The following is a 19,422-nucleotide window of genomic DNA, read 5'->3' as shown; positions in this document are numbered from 1 at the left end:
AAAAGAAAGCAAAGGATCTGCTCTCTTTTCCCTTTTTATACTTGAGTTGTTGATACCCGAGCTGTTCTCGTTATATCCATATCTATGCCATATGTAAACTGTAATTCTTTACAAACATCTTTAATTAAAATTGCTACATTATACTTTTCATTAAATTGTAAAACGATGTTTTCTACTTCTTCATATGTATACTTATATTCTCCTGTAATAACACTTTTTAGATCAAAGCATTCATTTATACAAAGTTGCACAAGCAGCTGGTCATATTTCTCGATTACATCTTCTTTCTTCCACAGTACCTCTTTTACATATAACCGATCAAACTTCACACTTTCTCGATTACAATCCGTTAAAATCCGGGTCATTTCATTTAATTCTCGATACAATTCAGAAATATTTTTGCTTAAACTAAGCAGTTTATCTACGCCATTTTCATATAACATATTCATTCCACCCCCGCATTTTCTTTTTCTTATTATAGCAAGAAAATTCTAAAAAAAGTTTCTTTCTTCTGAAATATTAGGAAACTAATTTCGATTGCTTTACAATGAAACTAGTGAACACGAAAGGGGAAAGAAAATTGGAGCAAAAATTATATTACACTGACGCTTATAAACAAGACTTTACTACAAAAGTTATAAAGCAAGATTATGATAAAGACGGTAACTTATACGTTGTTTTAAACGAAACGGCATTTTATCCGACAGGCGGCGGACAACCACATGACACTGGAACTTTAAATGGTATTGCTGTACTCGATGTTGAAGAAGTCAATGAAGAAATCCGCCACTTCATTACAGAACAATTACATACAGAAGAAGTAGAAGGTAAAATTAATTGGGAGCGTCGTTTTGATCATATGCAACAACATGCAGCTCAACACATTTTATCTGCTGCTTTTTGGGATCATTTTAACATACCTACGATTGGATTCCATCTTGGTAGAGAAACGGTAACAATTGATTTAGAAACAGAAAATCTGCATACAGAAACAGTTGAAAAAGCAGTACAAATTGCAAACAATATAGTTTTTGAAAACCATCCAATCCGTATAGAGTGGATGAACTTAGAAGAAGCGAAAACGTTACCCCTTCGTAAAGAACCGATTATGACTGAAAATATACGCGTTGTTATGATCGAAAACTTTGATTATAACGGCTGTGGCGGAACACACCCGAAACGTACTGGTGAAGTAGGTCCTATTCAAGTTCTTAGCTGGGAACGCAATAAAGGTGGCATACGACTAACGTTTATCGCTGGCTGGCGCACACTAAAACTTGTGGGGCAACAGCAACAAATTATGAAGGATGTTTCCAAACAATTAAGCAGTAGCGAAAGTGATATTCCAGCAAAAGTAGCACAACTGCTTGCTTCTCAAAAAGAAAACGAAAAAACAATACAAACAATGACTGAAAAATTATTATATGCAGAGGCAAATGAACTACTTCAACACCCTGCCGAAATACATGCTGGCATACTTATTTCTAAAATTTTTACAAATCGTTCTATGCAAGAAGTCGCAAAGCTTTCTGCTATTATTACAGAACAACAAGAGCACGCCATTGCATACTTTGTCATTGAAAATGATGACAAACTACAATGCATCCTCGCTTGCGGAAAAACAGTCACGCTCGATATGAATGCTCTTTTAAAAGAGGCACTTCCTACAATCGAAGGAAAAGGCGGCGGAAATAAAAAGAGTGCACGCGGCGGCGGAAAAGCGGTTATGACTGGGGATGAGTTTTTAAATCAACTTGTTTCTTCTTTACAGTCAGCAGTGTAAAAAATGTTTATGAAGGATAGCTAACGGCTATCCTTCCACTATATTTACAGGCCTACATTTTGTTTCAAGCCTTGATAACTCCCTGCATTTGCAAACCCTTCATTTACTAATTTTATAAAAGTTTCCGAAAAACCATAATGACTTAATTCGTTAATCGGTACCATTTGCACATCATGAATTGGATTATGATCAAACTCATTAGAAGGTAGCGTAATTTCTCCTTCAATCCTTTCAAGCAGAAACGTAATATGTAATAAAGATGGACTAGCATCTGGTTTATCACAAACATAGAGTAGCTTCTTAATTTTAACTTCTAACCCTGTTTCTTCTCTCATTTCTCGAATCACCGCTACTTCTAACGTTTCACCATTCTCCACCCTTCCCCCAGGTAAAGACCAATTGCGATTAGCTACTTTTTGGTTTACTAGCAATAACTTTTCATCTTCAATTAAAATTCCAGTTACACGAACTTGCATTACATTTTCCATATATAATCTCCTCTTCCCTTTATATTTACAAATTAATCCTTCCACAAAAAGAACATATGTTTTATAATTAAAGAAAATTATGGAAGAAAGAAGTTGTTACATTCATGCGTCCACCTTTAACAAAGTTTATATCACTTGAAGATTTCCAAAACTATTATTGGTTAAAAGCAGAACTCCAAACATTTTGTCGTGAGCATGGTTTACCAGCTAGTGGCTCTAAGATTGAAATAACCGAGCGTATCTCCCATTATTTACATACTGGTAAAATATTAAAAAACAGCTCTGGTCCAAAAGCGAGGAAAACTTCCCTCTCTTACAAAGACCTTTCTCTTCAAACAATTATTACTAACAATCACCGCTGTAGCGAAGATGTTCGTGCTTTTTTCAAAAAAAAAATCGGAGCAAACTTCCGCTTTACAGTAGCTCTTCAAAAATTTTTTAAAGAGAACGTTGGCAAAACATATGAAGACGCGATAACGTTTTGGTATGAAGAGAACGAACGAAAAAAAGATCCTACTTATAAAACAACTATCAGCTCGCAGTTTGAATACAATCGCTTTACTCGCGACTTTTTCGAAGATCCAAATAACAAAGGGAAATCAAAAGCTGATGCAATCGCTGCTTGGAATGAAATAAAAGCAAAACCTGGTAGCAATGCTTATGTTCCTCAAAAAGTAGAGAACTAGTTCCTTGCTAGTCTTCTACTTTCTCAAATAATAGTGCAAGCCCTATTCCGCCCCCTATTCCTAACGTCACAATTCCATATTTCATACGCTCTCGTTTCGCCTGATAAAACAAGCGTGTTACAAGCATAGCACCAGATGCACCGTACGGATGACCGAGCGCAATTGCACCACCATTTACATTTAATTTTTCATACGGAATTTGTAACTCTTTTGCACAAGCTACAACTTTTGAAGCAAATGCTTCATTTATTTCAAAATAATCGGTATCCTCTACTTTCATATTCATTTCGTTTAGTAATTTGTTCACCGCAAATATTGGACCAGTCCCCGGAAGGTTGGGATCTACTCCAACTACAGCACTGCGAACAAAACGAAGAACAGGCTTGTATCCTAATTTTCGAGCTTGCCGCTCTTCCATTACAAGAACGGCACATGCCCCATCATTTACACCACATGAATTCCCTGCCGTTACTGTACCATTTTGTAAAAATGCAGGTTTTGTTCTTTTAATCATTCGTTCATAATTCATTTCTAGCTTTATAGATTCATCTAATAATCCATTAAAAGACATTATTTCATCATGTATATATCCTTTTTCTAATGCTTGCAGTGTTCGTTTGTAACTGAGGCAAGCATACTCGTCTTGCATTTCTCTCGTGATGTTATAACGTTCTGCAACATATTCAGCCGCTACTCCCATATCAGGATCACCTATTGTTTCTGGTGAAAATCGTGCTCTATTTTGAAAAGGTGACGTACTTGTACTCTCTACTCCTCCTGCAATATAACAATTACCTGCTCCGCCTTGAATAAAATGACATGCGGTGCGAATCGCTTCCAATCCGGCACCACATTGCCGATCAATTGTTACTCCCGGGATATGATAACCAAGTCCTGCTTCTAAAGCAGATAATCTCGCAATATTCCCTCCTGGTCCCACAACATTCCCTAATATAACATCGTCTATTTCTCTCTCAATCCCTTTACTTAAAAACGTAAGAAGCGGCGTTACTAATTGCTGAACTTCATAATCTTTCAACATCCCATTCTTTTTACCAATAGGTGTCCTTTTCGCTTCTACAATAACCGCTCTATTCATATAACTCCTCCCGGTTTCCAATCATATTTTTTGCTGCAATACGAGCGATTTTCCCGCTGTATGTATACGGTATTTCATCTACAAAATGCCATTCTTTCGGTATTTTAAACGAGGATAATCGTTGTAAGCAAAAACTTATTAATTGTTGCCTCGTAGCACTTCCTTTTACGATCGCGACAGGCTTTTCACCCCAATAACTATTTTTTACACCAACTACAACTATTTCATCAACAGCTGGATGTTCATGTAATACACTTTCTATTTCTTCTGGAAAAATATTAATTCCTCCAAATAAAATCATATTCTTTTCTCTACCCACAATATATATAAAGCCTTCTTCATCTTCATGGCCTACATCTCGCACTGTCATCCAGCCATCTGCATTCAATTCTGGAACTAAAATCCCATTTAATATGTAACCCATAAAAAACTGATCACTTTTCACATAAACAGTTCCTACCTCACCTTTCGGCACTTCTTCACCTGCTCCATTACATATTCGAACTTGCACATTGTGACAAGGTTTTCCTACTGAATTTGGCCTTCTTTCATTTTCTTCATCGACTAATGATGTTACAAAACTAAGTTCAGATGCACCATAAAATTCATATTTTTTTGCATAAGGAAATATACTCTTTATTTTTTCTTTCGCCTCAGCTTCCCATTTCGCTCCTGACGAAATAATTTTCAATTTATTTTCTATTACTCTTTTTTCTTTATATAAAGATTCTAGCATTGTTGGAACTGTATACATGACCGAAATATGTTCCATTTCTAACTTATCCAGTACTTGATTTGGAATAAACTTTCTCATAATATACACCGTTTGCCCTATATATAATGCACTTATTGCCCCATATAAGAAAAGAGAATGAACGAGCGTTCCAGCTATTAAAATAGAATCTTCCTTTTTCATATGAAAGTCATGTACATTACAATCAAAGCTATGAATCCACGATTGTTGTGCACGTAAAAATGCTTTTGCCTTTCCAGTCGATCCTGATGTAAATCCCATATAGAACGGAGCATTTTGTATATTTTCTACAGGATAATATGCAGGCAGATCGTTCTCTATCATTCTTTTCCATTCATCAATTTCAATTACTCTTCCTTCCCCTCCCGATATATCATTCAACTTATATCGTTCCGTCACAATCATATCCGGATTACTGATTACTAGTCTTTCCTTTAGCTCATCCTTTTTCCATTTTATATCTAATGGCACACAAACCCATCCGGCCATAGCAGCACCTGCAAATAGTTGTAAAAACTCGATACGATTTTCTAATACAATTGCTATCGTTTTATTCTTTGACTTTTTTTCATCCAACCAGTTTGCTACTTTACACACTGACTCAAACCACTCTTTATATGTTAAAACTCGATCATTTTCCTTTATTGCTATTTTATTCGGTTGTACAGAGACATGCTTTTTATATTCTTTTGTAATCCCCATATGAGACGTCCTTTCTCTTAAAAATAATAAAAAGAAACACGCAATGAACGTGTTTCTTCTCTTTTTTATCCCGCATTTGTATATTTCCCACTCTTTAAAGCAGGCGTAATAATATGTTTCAATGAACGATGTAATTTTGTTACAAGAACTGCTGCAATAATTGCTTTTATACAATCCCCTGGTAAGAACACAGCACTTACTTTCATCGTTTCCCATATAGAAACATCCATTAAGAAAGCTTGTACAGTGATACCAAACACATAAACTACGAAAATACCACCAATTATATTAATGCATAATACTTTTATTATAGAAACTTCATGTAAACGCTCAATTAAATAACCAATGACAAACGCTCCAACAATATAACCAAGTAAATATCCTGCACTTGGCCCAACAAATACACCAAAGCCACCACGTCCACCAGCAAGTAATGGTGCTCCAACTCCTACTATAAGTAAGAAAACAAGTTGACTTAATGCACCAAGACGTGATCCTAACAGTCCACCAGCAAGCATAACACCAAGTGATTGTAATGTAATTGGAACTGGTGTAATAGAAAGAGCAATTGGAGGAATTAATCCTAACACTCCCATAATAGAACTAAATAAAGCGACGAAAACTAAGTTTTTTGTATTCATATTTGCTTCTCCTATTTGTAAACTAAAAACGATTTTCAGATAACATATTATAAAAGTTATATTATATTTCTACCTAGAGTTTGTCAACTTGTTTTTATAATAGGTTTACAAATATGAATTCCATTATTTCCCTTTATGCAAGTGCTCAAGTTCTTTCCGAAGCGCTTGTTTTAAAAACTTCCCAACAGATGTTTTCGGTATTTCGTCCATAAATACAATATCGTCTGGCAACCACCACTTTGCAAACTGCGGTTTTAAAAACGCATATATTTCTTCTTTTGTTACTGTACTATTTTTCTTTTGAACAACGCAGGCAACTGGTCGCTCTTGCCACTGCGGATGAGGAACGGCAACGACAGCTGCTTCAAATATAGCATCATGTGCCATTAAAGCATTTTCAAGGTCAACTGAAGAAATCCACTCGCCTCCGCTTTTAATAACATCTTTCGTACGGTCAACAATTTTCACGCAACCTTCCTCATCGACTGTGACAACATCTCCTGTATATAACCATCCATCACGAAAACCTTCGACAGTACGCTCATCGTTATAATAGCTTTCAGCGATCCATGGTGCTCGTAAACAAAGTTCTCCCATCTCTGTACCATCCCACTTCACTTCACCATTTGTACCGACTACTTTCATCTCTACACCAGGTACAAGATACCCTTGTTTTGATCGAATTTCTAATTGCTCTTCATACGATAATTCTGTTTCATAACTTTTTAAACGCGCAAGTGTTACGAGTGGGCTCGTTTCCGTCATACCATATGCATGGATGAAAGGAACATTATGTTTCTGTTCAAATGCTTTAATAACACTTTTCGGTGCAGCTGCACCACCACATAGTATTCTCGTCATACTAGATAAATCGTAACTATTATTTTCTAACTCTTGTAATACACCAAGCCAAATTGTCGGCACACCAGCAGCTAACGTCACTTTTTCAGATTGGATCATTTCTAATAAAATTTTTGGCGTAAACATCGGTCCTGGAAGAACTTGTTTTGATCCAAACCACGTAGCAGCGAAAGGAAGTCCCCAAGCATTCACATGGAACATCGGTACAATCGCCATTGCTGCATCACTTTCCGATAAAGCAGCTGTATCCGCTAAACCAAGTGCCATACAATGCAATACAGTACTACGATGCGTATATACAACACCTTTTGGATTTCCTGTAGTCGCCGACGTATAACACATACCAGCAGGTGTGTTTTCATCAATATCTTTTACAAATTGGAAATTTGGATCGCCTTCTTCTAATAGCTTTTCATAATAATATACAGGTTCTAGCGTAGTATTTGGAAGTTCATCTTTATCAGTCATAATAATGTAAGCTTGTACAGCTGATAGTTGTGATTGAATATTTTCAACGAGCGGTACGAGATCTTCATCTATAAGTAGAATGCGATCTTCTGCGTGCTGAATAATATATGAAATATGTTGAGGGGATAAACGAATATTAATTGTGTGCAAAACAGAAGCAATACCTGGAATAGCAAAATACGCTTCCACATGTCGATGATGATTCCACGCTAACGTTCCTATACGCTCGCCTTCCTTAATTCCTAACTTTTTTAACGCACTGGAAAGCCTTCTCGTCCTTTCACCTAACTGCTTATACGTTAACGTCGTAATTGTATCATGTGTCCGTGAAACAATTTCTTTCTTTGAAAACAATTTTTCTGCTCTTTCCATCATAGAACTAATTGTTAGCGGTACATTCATCATCATATTGGTTATATCCCCCTTTAAAGCGTTTTTATTTTTCGTTTATTATAACAGACTCTCGTAAATAATTACGATATTTTTCTGTATTTTCTGAATTATTTCTTTGGAAATAATTCAGAAAATACTAAGAAAAAATATACTAAAATTCCTTCTTACGATATATAAATACCGAAATAACAAAAGAAAAGATATATATGATAACGCCAAATATTGTATATAGAATTGAAACGTATACAGATAAATTTAAATTTGATATTGGAAATTGTTCTATTAAATAGCCAATTACACTTTGTAATCCAAAATAAATAACAAGTCCCCCACATGCGCCTCCAATTGTAATAGCATCAGATTTTTCTGCTCCAAAAATATAGAGGAGTGGATAGGCTATTGCTCCGGCATTAAGGATGATGAACGTCCCTAAAGAAACACTCTTAAATATATCATCATCAATTGGCGTATCTGAAACTGAAGCATGTACGTAAAATATGCTATACGATAATAAAGTACCAATAATTACAACTATAAAATAGAAAAGGTAGTGACTTTGCACAATGTTATTTCTAGTAATCGGTAAAGTAAGTACATATTTTTCATAACCCGACTTACTCTCATACTTAATAACTTCAAGTGCAGGAATTGCAGCAAATAAGATAATGAATATAGCAATTAAACGGTACATTGAAGCATTACCAAAATAAAAAACAAATCCCGATCCTAATATCGCTATCCCCATGAACGTAAAGAAAGTTCGATACACTAGATAATAGTTTGTCAATAATAAACCTTTCATTTATTTTTCACTCCTTGTTAATAAAACACTTATTTCTTCTATCGAAATGGTTCTATGAGCAATCCCATTTGGTAGTTTATGCACATCTGATACAAGTACATTGAAATAAGAACCATTATTCCTTTTCACCACAACTATATCTTTGTTGATTAAAGTTAGTTGTTCCTCATCAACATCTACAATGGCATAATTGTCTAAAACCTTATCCTTTTCTTCATTCAATAAAATTTCTCCATCTTTTATCACAATAAGGTGACTAGCTATTTTTTCTACATCACTCATAATATGTGAAGAAAGTAATATACCACCATTACTTTTATTCACAAAACTTTTTAATTCCTCTAACACCTGCTCCCTAGATGAAGGATCAAGACCTCCCGTCGCTTCATCTAGAATTAATAATTTGGCATTATGTGATAATGCAACAGCTATAGATAGTTTCATCGACATTCCACGGGAAAACCTACCTACTTTTTCATAAATAGGTAAAGAGAAAGAATGAACTAATCGGTAAAAACTTTCTCTATCCCAAGAGTCAAACATCTTTTCAAAAACCTTATTTAGTTGTTTTATTGTAAGATGAGCCGGGAGATTCATAGCATCAAATACGACTCCAATCTTCCCCTTATTCTTGGCATCTTTATTTATATTTTCTTTACCAAATATTTTGACTGTACCACTATCTTTAGAAATTAATTGTAGTACTGTTTTAAAAGTTGTTGATTTCCCTGCCCCATTGTCACCAATGAATCCAACAATTGATCCAGACGGCACATTGAAAGAAACATCTCTTAAAACAACTTTGTTTCCAAATGATTTACTTAAATTTTCAATTTCTAGAAGATTTGACATCATTACACTCCTATCTTAACTTTTCATAAAAGTATGTTTTTTCCTATTAAAAATTATCCACTTTTTCTCTCACTTTCTTTTTCAGTTTAAAAATAAGACGATTACTATATTCTTTATTTTCTACTAAAATTCGATACACCTCTAATACTCCTAACACACGAACAAAAAGATAGACTCCAATTGCAATAAGTACAACACAGTAAGGGTAATACTGCACTAATTCTCCTGAAGTGATATGCTTTTTCTCAAACACAAACGGTATTGCGCCTGCGGCTATAAAACAAAATCCAATGATCATTACTGCTGCATACTTTTTCTTAATAACCGCATATCTTTTTGTCAATTCTTTTAGAAAGTTTTGATCAAATAATAGTTCTTCTTTTTTCAATACATTGTATCGACTCTCTTCTATCGTTGCAGGTACCATCATTGCTCCAATTCCAAGAACAGCAATAATAATGACAAGGAATGTCGACATTGTTGCATTTTCTTTAAATAATAAATACGGTATTGTCGATAAAATGAGCAAACTAAATCCTAACGCAATATATTTAGAAATTTTTTGTCCATACACTACATACCCTTCTGCCATTTCCTGACTTACGTAATATCCATCTACATTTTCATTACTTTGCTCAGCAGTTTCCTTTAATAAATAATCAAGTGATACTTCAAATACATTTCCAATCATTATTAACTTTTCAGTTTCAGGAAAACCTTGACCGTTTTCCCATTTACTAACCGCTTGCCTTGTTGTGTTTAATTTCTCGGCTAATGCTTCTTGAGAAAGACCTTTTTCTTTTCTTAATTTAAAAAGCTTCTCACCAAATCCCATATGTGTGTCCCCCTTTGTTTTCTTACCTAAATTGTATGTAAACATTGCACTTATCTCTATCTTCCTGTGGTTGCACTTTGTCAACTTACGGTTGCGATTGTGTTATATAGCGGTTTTATATACGATTTAGCTATTTTTCTTCTAAGATTGTGGCGTTAATAAATCACCCTCTCCTAATAACTAATTATAACAATTAAAGGTAATTTTTGTTATAAAAAATAAAAACTCCCTTATTCATTTAAAGGAGTTTTCGATATGAAATATTCCAAGAAGGGCTAATTTTCTTTCTCATATTAATTCACAATTTCTTCTATACATTTTTGCATGTTGTGCAACGATTAATAAGCATCCCACACAGTATATGTTGTCATCTCTTTATATAAGGCGTATTCATATATATGTAAAATATTACTCCTATTAATTTCTCTAATAAAACCACTTCTCAATAATCATAACGGCTTCTGCTTAAACTTTTCATAATGTCGTACTTTTAATAAAAGGACATTCCCGCAATCTGTACAAATATAAGCATCTACTGGTGAAGATGTGAACATCGTCTCCTTTTTCCGTATTTGTGCATAACCGACAAACTCACCTTCTCCTATATTTTGAGAACCACAATTAGAGCATGTCTGCACGTCTTTCTGTTTCATGAGAGCACCACCTTTAATCTATTTCTACTCCCTTCGACAGTTCACTTCCATTTCCCTTCCAAAAAACCTCTTATTCTCTTACATTTCAACAGGAATCTCAGAACAAACATCGTATATGTACTATGAAATATATTTATTGACGGAGGAACTTTATGAGTACAATTATGACGTTTAATACAGCTCAAGAAATTGAAAACGCAGAAATACATATGCTCTCTTCTAGATTAACGCTATTACAAGCAATAAACGAAAATCCAATGCAAGTACAAATGACAAAGTTCGGTAGTGCCACTGCTTTTTCATCAAAAGTAATTGCTGGTCCGGCTTTTAATACGGTAAAAGGTATTACATTTACAAATACAGATGAGTTAGATGAAATTATCTCTTATTATCAATCACTACAAATCCCTTGTCGTTTTGAAATTACACCCGCTCAAGGTATAGCTGAACTATTTCATTACTTATCTGAAAAAGGTTTTTATCAATCTAGCTTCCATACCGCTTTATATAGTATACCGAGAGAAGATCCATCCCTTCTTCCTTCTAACATTTCAGTACGCCAACTAAAAGAAAATGAATTTCATATTTTTGCAGACATATATGTGCGTGGATTTAACATGCCATCCTTTACAAAAGATGGTGTGCGCCAAAATAACGAAATTCTTTATAATAAACCAGGATGGCATTTTTTCATAGCCGAAGTTCAAAATACTCCTGCAGGCATTGGTGTTCTGTACATAAATAATGGGATTGCTTCATTAGCTGCTTCTGCTACTTTGCCAGAATTTCAGCGTAAAGGCTGTCATACTGCCTTAATTCAAAAACGAATTGAGACAGCTATTGAATCCAATTGTCATTTAATAGTCGGACAAGCAAAATTCGGTAGCAGCAGTCAAAATAATATGGAACGTGCCCATATGAAAATTGCTTATACAAAATCAATATGGACTGCAAAAGACATATAATTAACATTCCTTCTCCTTCCATTACAATCTTATACATTCTATGACAATTCCTTTTCTATACCATTAATCATTTGAATATTCAAACTGTATTTGTTACGCTATTATTAGATACATCATTCAACTTGCAATATGAAAAGAGAACTCTAATCAAACTACAAGGAGGAGAAATGTATGACTAAACATGATCATGGTTTAAAAGAAAAAGTAGAAGGTGCTATTGATAAAGTAAAAGGCGAAGTAAAAGAAGTTGTCGGGAAAGTAACTGACAATAAAAAATTACAAGCTGAAGGAAAATGGGATAAAGTAAAAGGCACTGCTAAAGATACGGTTGGCAATGTGAAAGAAAAAGTACATGAATATAAAGAGCATAAATAATAAAAACACGTTAGATGTATTTTCATCTAACGTGTTTTACTTTATATACATAATGAACCACATAACATATGATATATTTTTATTTCTCTATACTTTTTGTAAGTGGCTCTTTAAAGGCATTTCTATTCCATACAACAAAAACAATAAGAGAAATAATAAAGAATACAACAAGACATATACCCAAATAATCAAAATTAACTACCTGTATGAGATTCCAAAACGGTCCCTGTAAATTATAGCTTTCAATAAGCAAAGATAATAGTTGATATCCCCCTATTAAAAAAGCCGTTATAACAGATATTAAGGTAATTAATACATTATACGAATTTCTTATTCGATTATTTTCCATTGCCCACTTATAATTCGTATTCATGAATGTACTATCTAATGTATCCATCAATGACATTCCTGCAGCAAATAAAATGGGGAAAGCAAATATACTTACAAGTGGAATAGATTGACTTGTTGCAGTTACTGTAGAAAGAGCAATTAATCCAATTTCACTTGCTGTATCAAAACCGAGCCCAAATAAAAAACCGATCATATACAATTGCTTCTGACTATTAATAAAACTAAATAAACGTTGTGCGAAACGATATATAAACCCTAAGTTTTCTGGTTGCGTATCTTCTTGGCTCCGTAACACTTTAATAAGATACAACAGATTGGTAAGACCGATAATAATAAGGAATGTGCTAGAAACGATTGTACCAATAATACCGCCTATAGTAGAAAAACTCTCCATTCCATGTTTTGCCGTTTTTCCAATTAAAGCAATTAATACAATCATCACAAATACTACTGTAGAGTGTCCTAATGAGAAGTAAAATCCCACCCCCTGTGAGTTTTTACCTTTTTCAATTAATTTCCGAACAGTATTATCAATTGCGACAATATGATCACTATCAAACGCATGACGCAATCCTAAAGAATATGCAATAATAGCCATTCCAATTATGCTATTACCTTTATACAGTGCTGGTAATAATAAGAGAATCCCAAGCACATGAAGAAATATAATAATAACAAAAAATTTAGTTGCCTTCTTCAGTTCACTTTTCCACATAGTTACTAGCCCTTTCTACTTTAAATTGAATACTTTTGAAAACGAAAAGTGCCATAATAAAAACTACGATCGTTATAATAGTCGCTAAAATAATTACAAAATTATTTAACACATCTGTATGATTTGTAAGTGTTAACAGAGCTGGTACTGTTGCAGTAATCCAAGATTCAACGAAGCATACAATTCCTACATAAATATGAATCTTCTTTTTCAACCCATCTTGCAGGAAAAATAAAAACCAAAGGAATGCCCAAAAGAACCAAATTATTGTACTTTGTAGGCCTCCACTCTCATGTAATTGATTCACTATTCCCATAACCGTTGCAATGATAGCAACCCAAAGAGAATAGTAACCTACACCTGAAGAATCAAGTTTTAGTATATTTGTAAGACCAACATATAAATAAGTAAAACCAAATAAAAAGATAGTTCCATTAGATAGGATAGTCCACTCATCGGATTGACTTCCTGTAAATAATAAATATAATGGTGTCAAAGTTTGTAGTGCCCCTACAAATAAATTAAAGTACCCTACACTTTTGCTATCAATGAGTTTAAAAGCTGCTAGTGAATTCATAAATAGAACTGCACCAACAAATAATAATCCCACATTAGTCATAGTATCCCCTTCTCCTACTTAATATTTTCGATAGGATGTTAATTCTTCATGCAGACAATTTTCTCTAACAAAACGATGACACTGAAAAAATATAGACTCCATATCCTCTGTATTATGACTAAGTATGCGTATGACAAAGCCTTTACATGTCGTAGAAGCTATTCCAATCTTCATATTGTTAGTGTTAGAAAACGATGTTTTTAATGCTGCAATTAAGTCATTTGTAACGTTCTCATTAATAACTATGAAAGTACCATAATGGGAATATTGATTTAATATTCCCATTTGATCTAATGACTCTTTAAAAGGGTTTAGCAATAAATGATCATATACTACAAGTTTATTTTCCATATATATTTTTGTTAGCGAATCAAAATATTGGTATGTGAACTTCTCCATATTCGGCGACCAGCCAGGCGTAACTGAATCACATAAAATCAATGTAGAATTATTTTGCATATATATATTTGTTTTTTGCTTATATGCTGCGTCCTTGTACATAATTAACGGGTCTGGTAGATATTCCATAGCAGCATTCTGACCAATATAAAAATTCAATTCTTGCAAAGCATAACTATTTGGAGTCTTGTAAACTTTCGTTGCGGATTGGCTTGTTATATATGTTTTCGCATCTTTACCAACATTTATATTTATAGAATAGAAATCTCCTTTTAAATAGCCTCCACCAGAATTCATAATATAGTAATATGCTCTACCATACTTGTCCAAATATATCGGCTGCGTTACTTTTAAGGCATCTTTATGATAAACCTTAATAGGTACGGTTTTATCTCTCTTTTCCATCACATCAATGTTTAAGACACCTGTAGGAGATTTCATTTTTTCAATCCTTCTAACATAATGTTTTGTCGCATCCAATTTATTAATTCTTGTAAACCTTCCTCATCCTTCAAATTTGTAAAAAAGTATGGTTTATTATGTCGGTAATGTTTTGTATCCTGCTCCATAACTCCAAGATCTGCCCCTACATAAGGTGCCAAATCCGTTTTATTAATTACAAATACATCAGATTTAATCATTCCTTGCCCACCTTTCCGTGGAATCTTTTCTCCCTGCGCCACATCAATAATATAAATTGAAAAATCCACTAGCTCCGGACTAAATGTGGCAGCTAAATTATCACCCCCACTTTCAATAAAAATAATATCTAAATTATTATGTCTAATCATGAGTTCTTCAATTGCTTCAAAATTCATAGAAGCGTCCTCTCGAATTGCTGTATGTGGACACCCTCCTGTCTCTACACCAATAATTCTATCTTCTGGTAAAACACCTGTTTTCAATAAAATCTTTGCATCTTCTTTCGTATAAATATCGTTTGTAATTGCTGCAATTTCATAATCTGTATTTAGATGTTTTGTTAACTTTTCAACTAACATTGTTTTCCCAGCACCTACCGGGCCACCGATACCAATTTTAATAGGCTTTATCATTTTATTTTTCCTCCCTATGACATGAAGACCCTTACATTTACATCTTCATGTTGCATTTGATTTATTTCGAATTCAGGATCATTCAATCCAAAATCATCTAATGAAAGTATTTGAATTCTATCAATAGATTCACAGATTAATCCATGACATTCTTGTAATAGTTTTTGACCGTCTGTTTGTCCAAGAGGAATGGCTCTCACACCGTTTTGAATTATACTTCCAACACTTGAGTATAAGAAAACTAAGAGGGTTTCTTCTATTGTCATTTTCAATTCCGCTCCTAATATTCCATATACGATACTCGGATGACCTTGTAATTTATTACCTATAATATTTTCTTTATATATATTTAAATTTACAAATGAAAACAATTCACACAATAATTTAGAAGTACTTTTACTAATCATTCTATTTGCTTTTCTACATTCAAAAGGCAATGTTTGTGCTGTTATTAAATCATCTAAAAATATAATTTGTTCTCCCTCATTATTCTTAATTGCTTCGTAAGTATATTTGCAAATTAAGCCGTCCGTGTATGTTAATTGCACTTTTATATATCGATTCATCCATTTGAAAAATCCGGCTTTATTTGTAACTTGTCCCTCTTGAATAAACGTTTCTAATCCAAAAGAGTGACTAAAACTTCCTGTTGGGAAGTTAGAATCACTAATTTGGAGTAGGTTAAGTAGGTTAAATATGTTTGTGTGAAGCATGCTTGAACGGTTTTGGTAATACTCTATTTTCTTTTTGATAAGGAACACCTTCCTTTTTAAGTAAATCTTCTACTAAGTAGTCATTCGCCAAAATCATGCACCCTTCATCGAATTGTGCTGGTAAATGTCTATTGCCTAAGTTATGAGCAATAATTCCCATTTCTTTTATTGATGTTGGAGTAATTACAATTACTTCTTCTGGTAATACTTCAATATATACAATTCGATTTTCATCTTCATATAAAATATCACCGTTCTTTAATGTTTCTCCACTACCTAAAGACACCCCAATTTCAAAACCAGATTCTGAATATAGTTTCTGAACCCTCTTCAGTAAAAGCTCACTAGAAATCAATATTTTATCAAGATGCTTTTTTGTATTTGAAAAATCATCCATATTGCATACGTTGTTATTAATTTTTTCAATAATCATTTTATCTCCCCCGTTATATCAAAATAAAAAATATCTTTGAGCCATAGGTAGTACATCTACTGCTTCACACGTGATTACTTTTCCATCAACTTTAACTTCATATGTCTGCGGATCCACTTCAATTTCTGGTGTTGCATTATTTAGCTTCATATCTTGCTTCGAAATCTCTCTCGTATTTTTAACAGGTAATACAACTTTATTTAAACCTAATTTGTCTTTAATATTATTCTCATAAGCTACTTTCGATACAAATGTAATCGAACTGGACTGTACTGCTTTTCCATATGCACCAAACATCTTTTTTTCATAATATGGTTGTGGTGTAGGAATCGAAGCATTCTCGTCTCCCATTAATGCCATCACCACCATCCCGTTTTTCAAAACCATATCTGGCTTAACACCAAAAAATTGCGGATCCCATATTACAAGGTCAGCGTACTTTCCTACTTCAATAGAGCCGACATATTCTGAAATCCCATGTGTAATAGCTGGATTAATTGTATACTTCGCTATATAGCGTTGAATTCTATTATTATCGTTATATTCTTTATCTCCCTCTAAACTACCAATCTGCTTTTTCATTTTATCGGCGGTTTGCCAATTGCGAATAATAACCTCTCCAACCCTTCCCATCGCCTGTGAGTCAGAGCTAATCATGCTGAAAACCCCTAAATCTTGCAAAATATCCTCTGCCGCAATTGTTTCTTTTCGAATTCTTGAATCTGCAAACATTACATCTTCTGGAATATTGGCTTTTAAATGATGACATACCATAAGCATATCTAAATGTTCATCCAGCGTATTCACTGTATATGGCAAGGTCGGGTTCGTTGAAGATGGTAAAATACTATTTAGTGCAGCAATCTTTATAATATCTGGTGCATGCCCACCTCCAGCCCCTTCAGTATGGTACGTATGAATAACACGATTATCAATAGCTTTTATCGTTTCTTCCACAAAACCACATTCATTTAACGTATCGGTATGAATAGCGACTTGAATATCATATTTATCAGCAATCTGTAACGAGTGATTAATTGCGGAAGAAGTCGCTCCCCAATCTTCATGAATTTTCAATCCGATAGCCCCTGCAAATATTTGTTCTTCCAAGGCAGGTAGACTTGAACTATTTCCTTTCCCTAAAAATCCAAGGTTTATTGGAAAAGCTTCTGCTGCTTCTAGCATTTTTCTTAAGTTCCAAGATCCAGGTGTTATTGTAGTTGCCTTAGTCCCTTCTGCCGGTCCTGTTCCCCCACCAATTAAAGTTGTTATACCTGAAGCTAATGCTGTATCAATTTGTTGTGGGGATATGAAATGTACATGTGTATCGATACCTCCAGCTGTAACGATTTTTCGCTCACCAGAAATTACTTCCGTCGATGTTCCAATGATGATATCAATATTATCCATAACCGAAGGATTACCACTCTTACCAATTGCTGAAATTTTCCCATCTTTTATACCAATATCCGCTTTATATATTCCCGTATAATCAATAATAATTGCATTCGTAATAACAACATCCACAACCCCCTGTTCCCTTGTAAGTTGTGAATTTTGTCCCATACCATCCCTAATTGATTTTCCTCCGCCAAAGACAGCTTCATCACCATATACAGTGGCATTTCGCTCAATGTGTGCGAATAATTGTGTATCCGCTAAACGAATAGAATCTCCTGTAGTTGGACCGTATAAATCAGCATATTGTTTACGTGACATCTTAAAACTCATGCTATCTCCCTCTTTTTGTGTAAGATTGAATATCGCCATCCACTTTATTTTTAAATCCATACACTTTTTGTTCCCCGGAATATGGAACTAATTCAATCGTTTTTTCATCTCCAGGTTCAAATCTTACAGCTGTACCCGCTGGAATATTTAAGTGTTGTCCAATTACTACACTACGATCGAATTTTAATGCCTCATTCACTTCATAAAAATGGTAATGAGATCCAATTTGAATAGGTCTATCTCCCTGATTTAACACCTTAACTTTCGTTACTTTTTTATCTCCATTACATACTATGTCTTCTTTCGCAAGAATATATTGCCCTGGAATCATAACATTCACTTCCTTTAATGAATTGGTTGATGAATAGTTACTAATTTTGTTCCATCAGGAAAAGTTGCCTCGACTTGAATATCTGATATCATGTCTGCAATACCATCCATAACATCTTCAGCACTTAAAATATTTTTTCCAAGCTCCATTAATTCCGCCACATTTTTACCATCTCTTGCTCCTTCCAAAATTTCATACGTAATAATAGCGATACTTTCTGGATAGTTTAACTTAAGCCCCCTCTCCTTTCGTCGATAAGCTAAATCAGCCGCAACAACTACTAGCAGTTTATCAATTTCTCTTGGCGTTAATCTCATTACACTCTCCCTTTCTGAAGTATTTTAAAACTAAGAATATTCTAAAAACAAAAGGTGTATTTTCAATGTCCTTCCCGTGTTTTCTCCATGTTTTTTCTATCAATCAAATAAAAAAAAGACTAGAATTTCTAGTCTTTTTTATTTCCCTTCATTCTTCTCTAACACATACAAATCTTCTTCAATATTAGATAATTTCTCTATTACAAGCTTTCTAGCATCTCCAATTGCTTGATTGTATGCAAATGGTCCTACTAATTTAAGCATTTCTTCTATTAAACGCTCTGCTTGGAAGCGTCCAATTTCATCTAAATCTTCTTCAACGAAAAATTGCTGAATTTGTGCTACTAGCTCTTCTTTTTTATCATTTGGTATTTTTATATTCATCATCATTTGTTACTCCT

24 protein-coding genes are annotated in these 19,422 nt (G+C 34.0%); 4 read left to right on the top strand and 20 right to left on the bottom strand.

The window, feature by feature from the left end; translation table 11 throughout:
* Positions 1 to 35: 35 nt before the first annotated feature.
* Complete coding sequence (locus tag ACTFRS_RS00460) at positions 36 to 443, bottom strand: hypothetical protein (RefSeq protein WP_016718225.1); 408 nt, start codon at positions 441 to 443, stop codon at positions 36 to 38.
* A gap of 137 nt (positions 444 to 580) precedes the next feature.
* On the opposite strand from ACTFRS_RS00460, the gene ACTFRS_RS00455 reads away from it, so the two are divergent.
* On the top strand, positions 581 to 1,783 hold the full coding sequence (locus tag ACTFRS_RS00455) for an alanyl-tRNA editing protein (protein ID WP_167496957.1): 1,203 nt from the start codon (positions 581 to 583) through the stop codon (positions 1,781 to 1,783).
* 44 nt (positions 1,784 to 1,827) lie between these two features.
* Here the strand turns inward: ACTFRS_RS00455 and ACTFRS_RS00450 are convergent, their stop codons facing one another.
* Positions 1,828 to 2,271, bottom strand: a complete 444-nt coding sequence (locus ACTFRS_RS00450) for an NUDIX domain-containing protein (RefSeq protein ID WP_139866328.1) — start codon at positions 2,269 to 2,271, stop codon at positions 1,828 to 1,830.
* A 104-nt stretch (positions 2,272 to 2,375) separates the two neighbouring features.
* Between ACTFRS_RS00450 and ACTFRS_RS00445 the strand changes: the two genes are divergently transcribed.
* Entirely contained in the window at positions 2,376 to 2,957 is a 582-nt protein-coding gene (locus tag ACTFRS_RS00445) for a DUF6434 domain-containing protein (protein ID WP_139866329.1), read from the top strand.
* A gap of 7 nt (positions 2,958 to 2,964) precedes the next feature.
* Here the strand turns inward: ACTFRS_RS00445 and ACTFRS_RS00440 are convergent, their stop codons facing one another.
* The 8 genes from ACTFRS_RS00440 to ACTFRS_RS00405 all read right to left on the bottom strand — a co-directional run bounded on the left by ACTFRS_RS00440 (position 2,965) and on the right by ACTFRS_RS00405 (position 11,017).
* Entirely contained in the window at positions 2,965 to 4,056 is a 1,092-nt protein-coding gene (locus ACTFRS_RS00440) for an acetyl-CoA C-acyltransferase (protein ID WP_139866330.1), read from the bottom strand.
* Positions 4,049 to 5,512, bottom strand: coding sequence for an acyl-CoA synthetase (locus ACTFRS_RS00435; protein ID WP_139866331.1), 1,464 nt, complete (start codon positions 5,510 to 5,512; stop codon positions 4,049 to 4,051). Before ACTFRS_RS00435 ends, ACTFRS_RS00440 begins: the two co-directional genes overlap by 8 nt.
* A 65-nt stretch (positions 5,513 to 5,577) precedes the next feature.
* Positions 5,578 to 6,153: a biotin transporter BioY gene (locus tag ACTFRS_RS00430; protein ID WP_440024539.1), complete on the bottom strand. Its 576-nt coding sequence runs from the start codon at positions 6,151 to 6,153 to the stop codon at positions 5,578 to 5,580.
* Positions 6,154 to 6,276: 123 nt separating this feature from the next.
* Positions 6,277 to 7,890, bottom strand: a complete 1,614-nt coding sequence (locus ACTFRS_RS00425) for a long-chain fatty acid--CoA ligase (RefSeq protein WP_139866333.1) — start codon at positions 7,888 to 7,890, stop codon at positions 6,277 to 6,279.
* A 136-nt stretch (positions 7,891 to 8,026) separates the two neighbouring features.
* Entirely contained in the window at positions 8,027 to 8,677 is a 651-nt protein-coding gene (locus ACTFRS_RS00420; protein WP_139866334.1) for an ABC-2 transporter permease, read from the bottom strand.
* On the bottom strand, positions 8,678 to 9,529 hold the full coding sequence (locus ACTFRS_RS00415) for an ABC transporter ATP-binding protein (RefSeq protein ID WP_139866335.1): 852 nt from the start codon (positions 9,527 to 9,529) through the stop codon (positions 8,678 to 8,680).
* A 46-nt stretch (positions 9,530 to 9,575) separates the two neighbouring features.
* Entirely contained in the window at positions 9,576 to 10,364 is a 789-nt protein-coding gene (locus ACTFRS_RS00410; RefSeq protein WP_139866336.1) for a helix-turn-helix domain-containing protein, read from the bottom strand.
* Positions 10,365 to 10,813: 449 nt separating this feature from the next.
* Positions 10,814 to 11,017, bottom strand: a complete 204-nt coding sequence (locus tag ACTFRS_RS00405; RefSeq protein ID WP_000810212.1) for a hypothetical protein — start codon at positions 11,015 to 11,017, stop codon at positions 10,814 to 10,816.
* 152 nt (positions 11,018 to 11,169) lie between these two features.
* Between ACTFRS_RS00405 and ACTFRS_RS00400 the strand changes: the two genes are divergently transcribed.
* Positions 11,170 to 11,982, top strand: a complete 813-nt coding sequence (locus ACTFRS_RS00400; protein ID WP_139866337.1) for a GNAT family N-acetyltransferase — start codon at positions 11,170 to 11,172, stop codon at positions 11,980 to 11,982.
* A 171-nt stretch (positions 11,983 to 12,153) separates the two neighbouring features.
* Positions 12,154 to 12,357: a CsbD family protein gene (locus ACTFRS_RS00395; RefSeq protein ID WP_000160408.1), complete on the top strand. Its 204-nt coding sequence runs from the start codon at positions 12,154 to 12,156 to the stop codon at positions 12,355 to 12,357.
* Between the two features lie 79 nt (positions 12,358 to 12,436).
* On the opposite strand, the gene ACTFRS_RS00390 is transcribed toward ACTFRS_RS00395, so the two are convergent.
* The 10 genes from ACTFRS_RS00390 to ACTFRS_RS00345 all read right to left on the bottom strand — a co-directional run bounded on the left by ACTFRS_RS00390 (position 12,437) and on the right by ACTFRS_RS00345 (position 19,411).
* Positions 12,437 to 13,423 carry a HoxN/HupN/NixA family nickel/cobalt transporter gene (locus tag ACTFRS_RS00390; RefSeq protein ID WP_139866338.1) on the bottom strand — a complete coding sequence of 329 codons (987 nt, stop codon included), beginning with the start codon at positions 13,421 to 13,423 and terminating at the stop codon, positions 12,437 to 12,439.
* The gene (locus ACTFRS_RS00385) at positions 13,410 to 14,042 is read right to left on the bottom strand and encodes an AmiS/UreI family transporter (RefSeq protein ID WP_000185992.1); all 633 of its coding nucleotides are present in this window, start codon (positions 14,040 to 14,042) and stop codon (positions 13,410 to 13,412) included. The genes ACTFRS_RS00390 and ACTFRS_RS00385 overlap by 14 nt, the downstream gene beginning before the upstream one ends.
* 18 nt (positions 14,043 to 14,060) lie before the next feature.
* Positions 14,061 to 14,882: an urease accessory protein UreD gene (locus ACTFRS_RS00380; protein WP_000841917.1), complete on the bottom strand. Its 822-nt coding sequence runs from the start codon at positions 14,880 to 14,882 to the stop codon at positions 14,061 to 14,063.
* The gene (gene ureG, locus ACTFRS_RS00375; RefSeq protein WP_000594924.1) at positions 14,879 to 15,496 is read right to left on the bottom strand and encodes an urease accessory protein UreG; all 618 of its coding nucleotides are present in this window, start codon (positions 15,494 to 15,496) and stop codon (positions 14,879 to 14,881) included. Before ureG ends, ACTFRS_RS00380 begins: the two co-directional genes overlap by 4 nt.
* 14 nt (positions 15,497 to 15,510) lie before the next feature.
* Positions 15,511 to 16,209: an urease accessory protein UreF gene (locus ACTFRS_RS00370; protein ID WP_139866339.1), complete on the bottom strand. Its 699-nt coding sequence runs from the start codon at positions 16,207 to 16,209 to the stop codon at positions 15,511 to 15,513.
* Positions 16,187 to 16,642 carry an urease accessory protein UreE gene (locus ACTFRS_RS00365; RefSeq protein ID WP_000582801.1) on the bottom strand — a complete coding sequence of 152 codons (456 nt, stop codon included), beginning with the start codon at positions 16,640 to 16,642 and terminating at the stop codon, positions 16,187 to 16,189. The genes ACTFRS_RS00370 and ACTFRS_RS00365 overlap by 23 nt, the downstream gene beginning before the upstream one ends.
* An 18-nt stretch (positions 16,643 to 16,660) precedes the next feature.
* The gene (gene ureC, locus ACTFRS_RS00360; RefSeq protein ID WP_139866340.1) at positions 16,661 to 18,373 is read right to left on the bottom strand and encodes an urease subunit alpha; all 1,713 of its coding nucleotides are present in this window, start codon (positions 18,371 to 18,373) and stop codon (positions 16,661 to 16,663) included.
* Between the two features lies 1 nt (position 18,374).
* The gene (locus ACTFRS_RS00355) at positions 18,375 to 18,704 is read right to left on the bottom strand and encodes an urease subunit beta (protein ID WP_000612159.1); all 330 of its coding nucleotides are present in this window, start codon (positions 18,702 to 18,704) and stop codon (positions 18,375 to 18,377) included.
* Between the two features lie 14 nt (positions 18,705 to 18,718).
* Positions 18,719 to 19,021, bottom strand: coding sequence for an urease subunit gamma (locus ACTFRS_RS00350; protein ID WP_001241327.1), 303 nt, complete (start codon positions 19,019 to 19,021; stop codon positions 18,719 to 18,721).
* Positions 19,022 to 19,159: 138 nt separating this feature from the next.
* A complete protein-coding gene (locus ACTFRS_RS00345) occupies positions 19,160 to 19,411 on the bottom strand; it encodes a DUF2164 domain-containing protein (protein ID WP_139866341.1) in 252 nt (83 codons plus the stop codon).
* Positions 19,412 to 19,422: the final 11 nt, after the last annotated feature.

Source organism: Bacillus cereus group sp. MYBK139-1, from assembly GCF_051916915.1.
GTDB classification, from domain to species: Bacteria; Bacillota; Bacilli; order Bacillales; family Bacillaceae_G; genus Bacillus_A; species Bacillus_A pacificus.
Note: the sequence above shows the minus strand (reverse complement) of the source record. Positions and strands in the feature narration are given on the sequence as shown.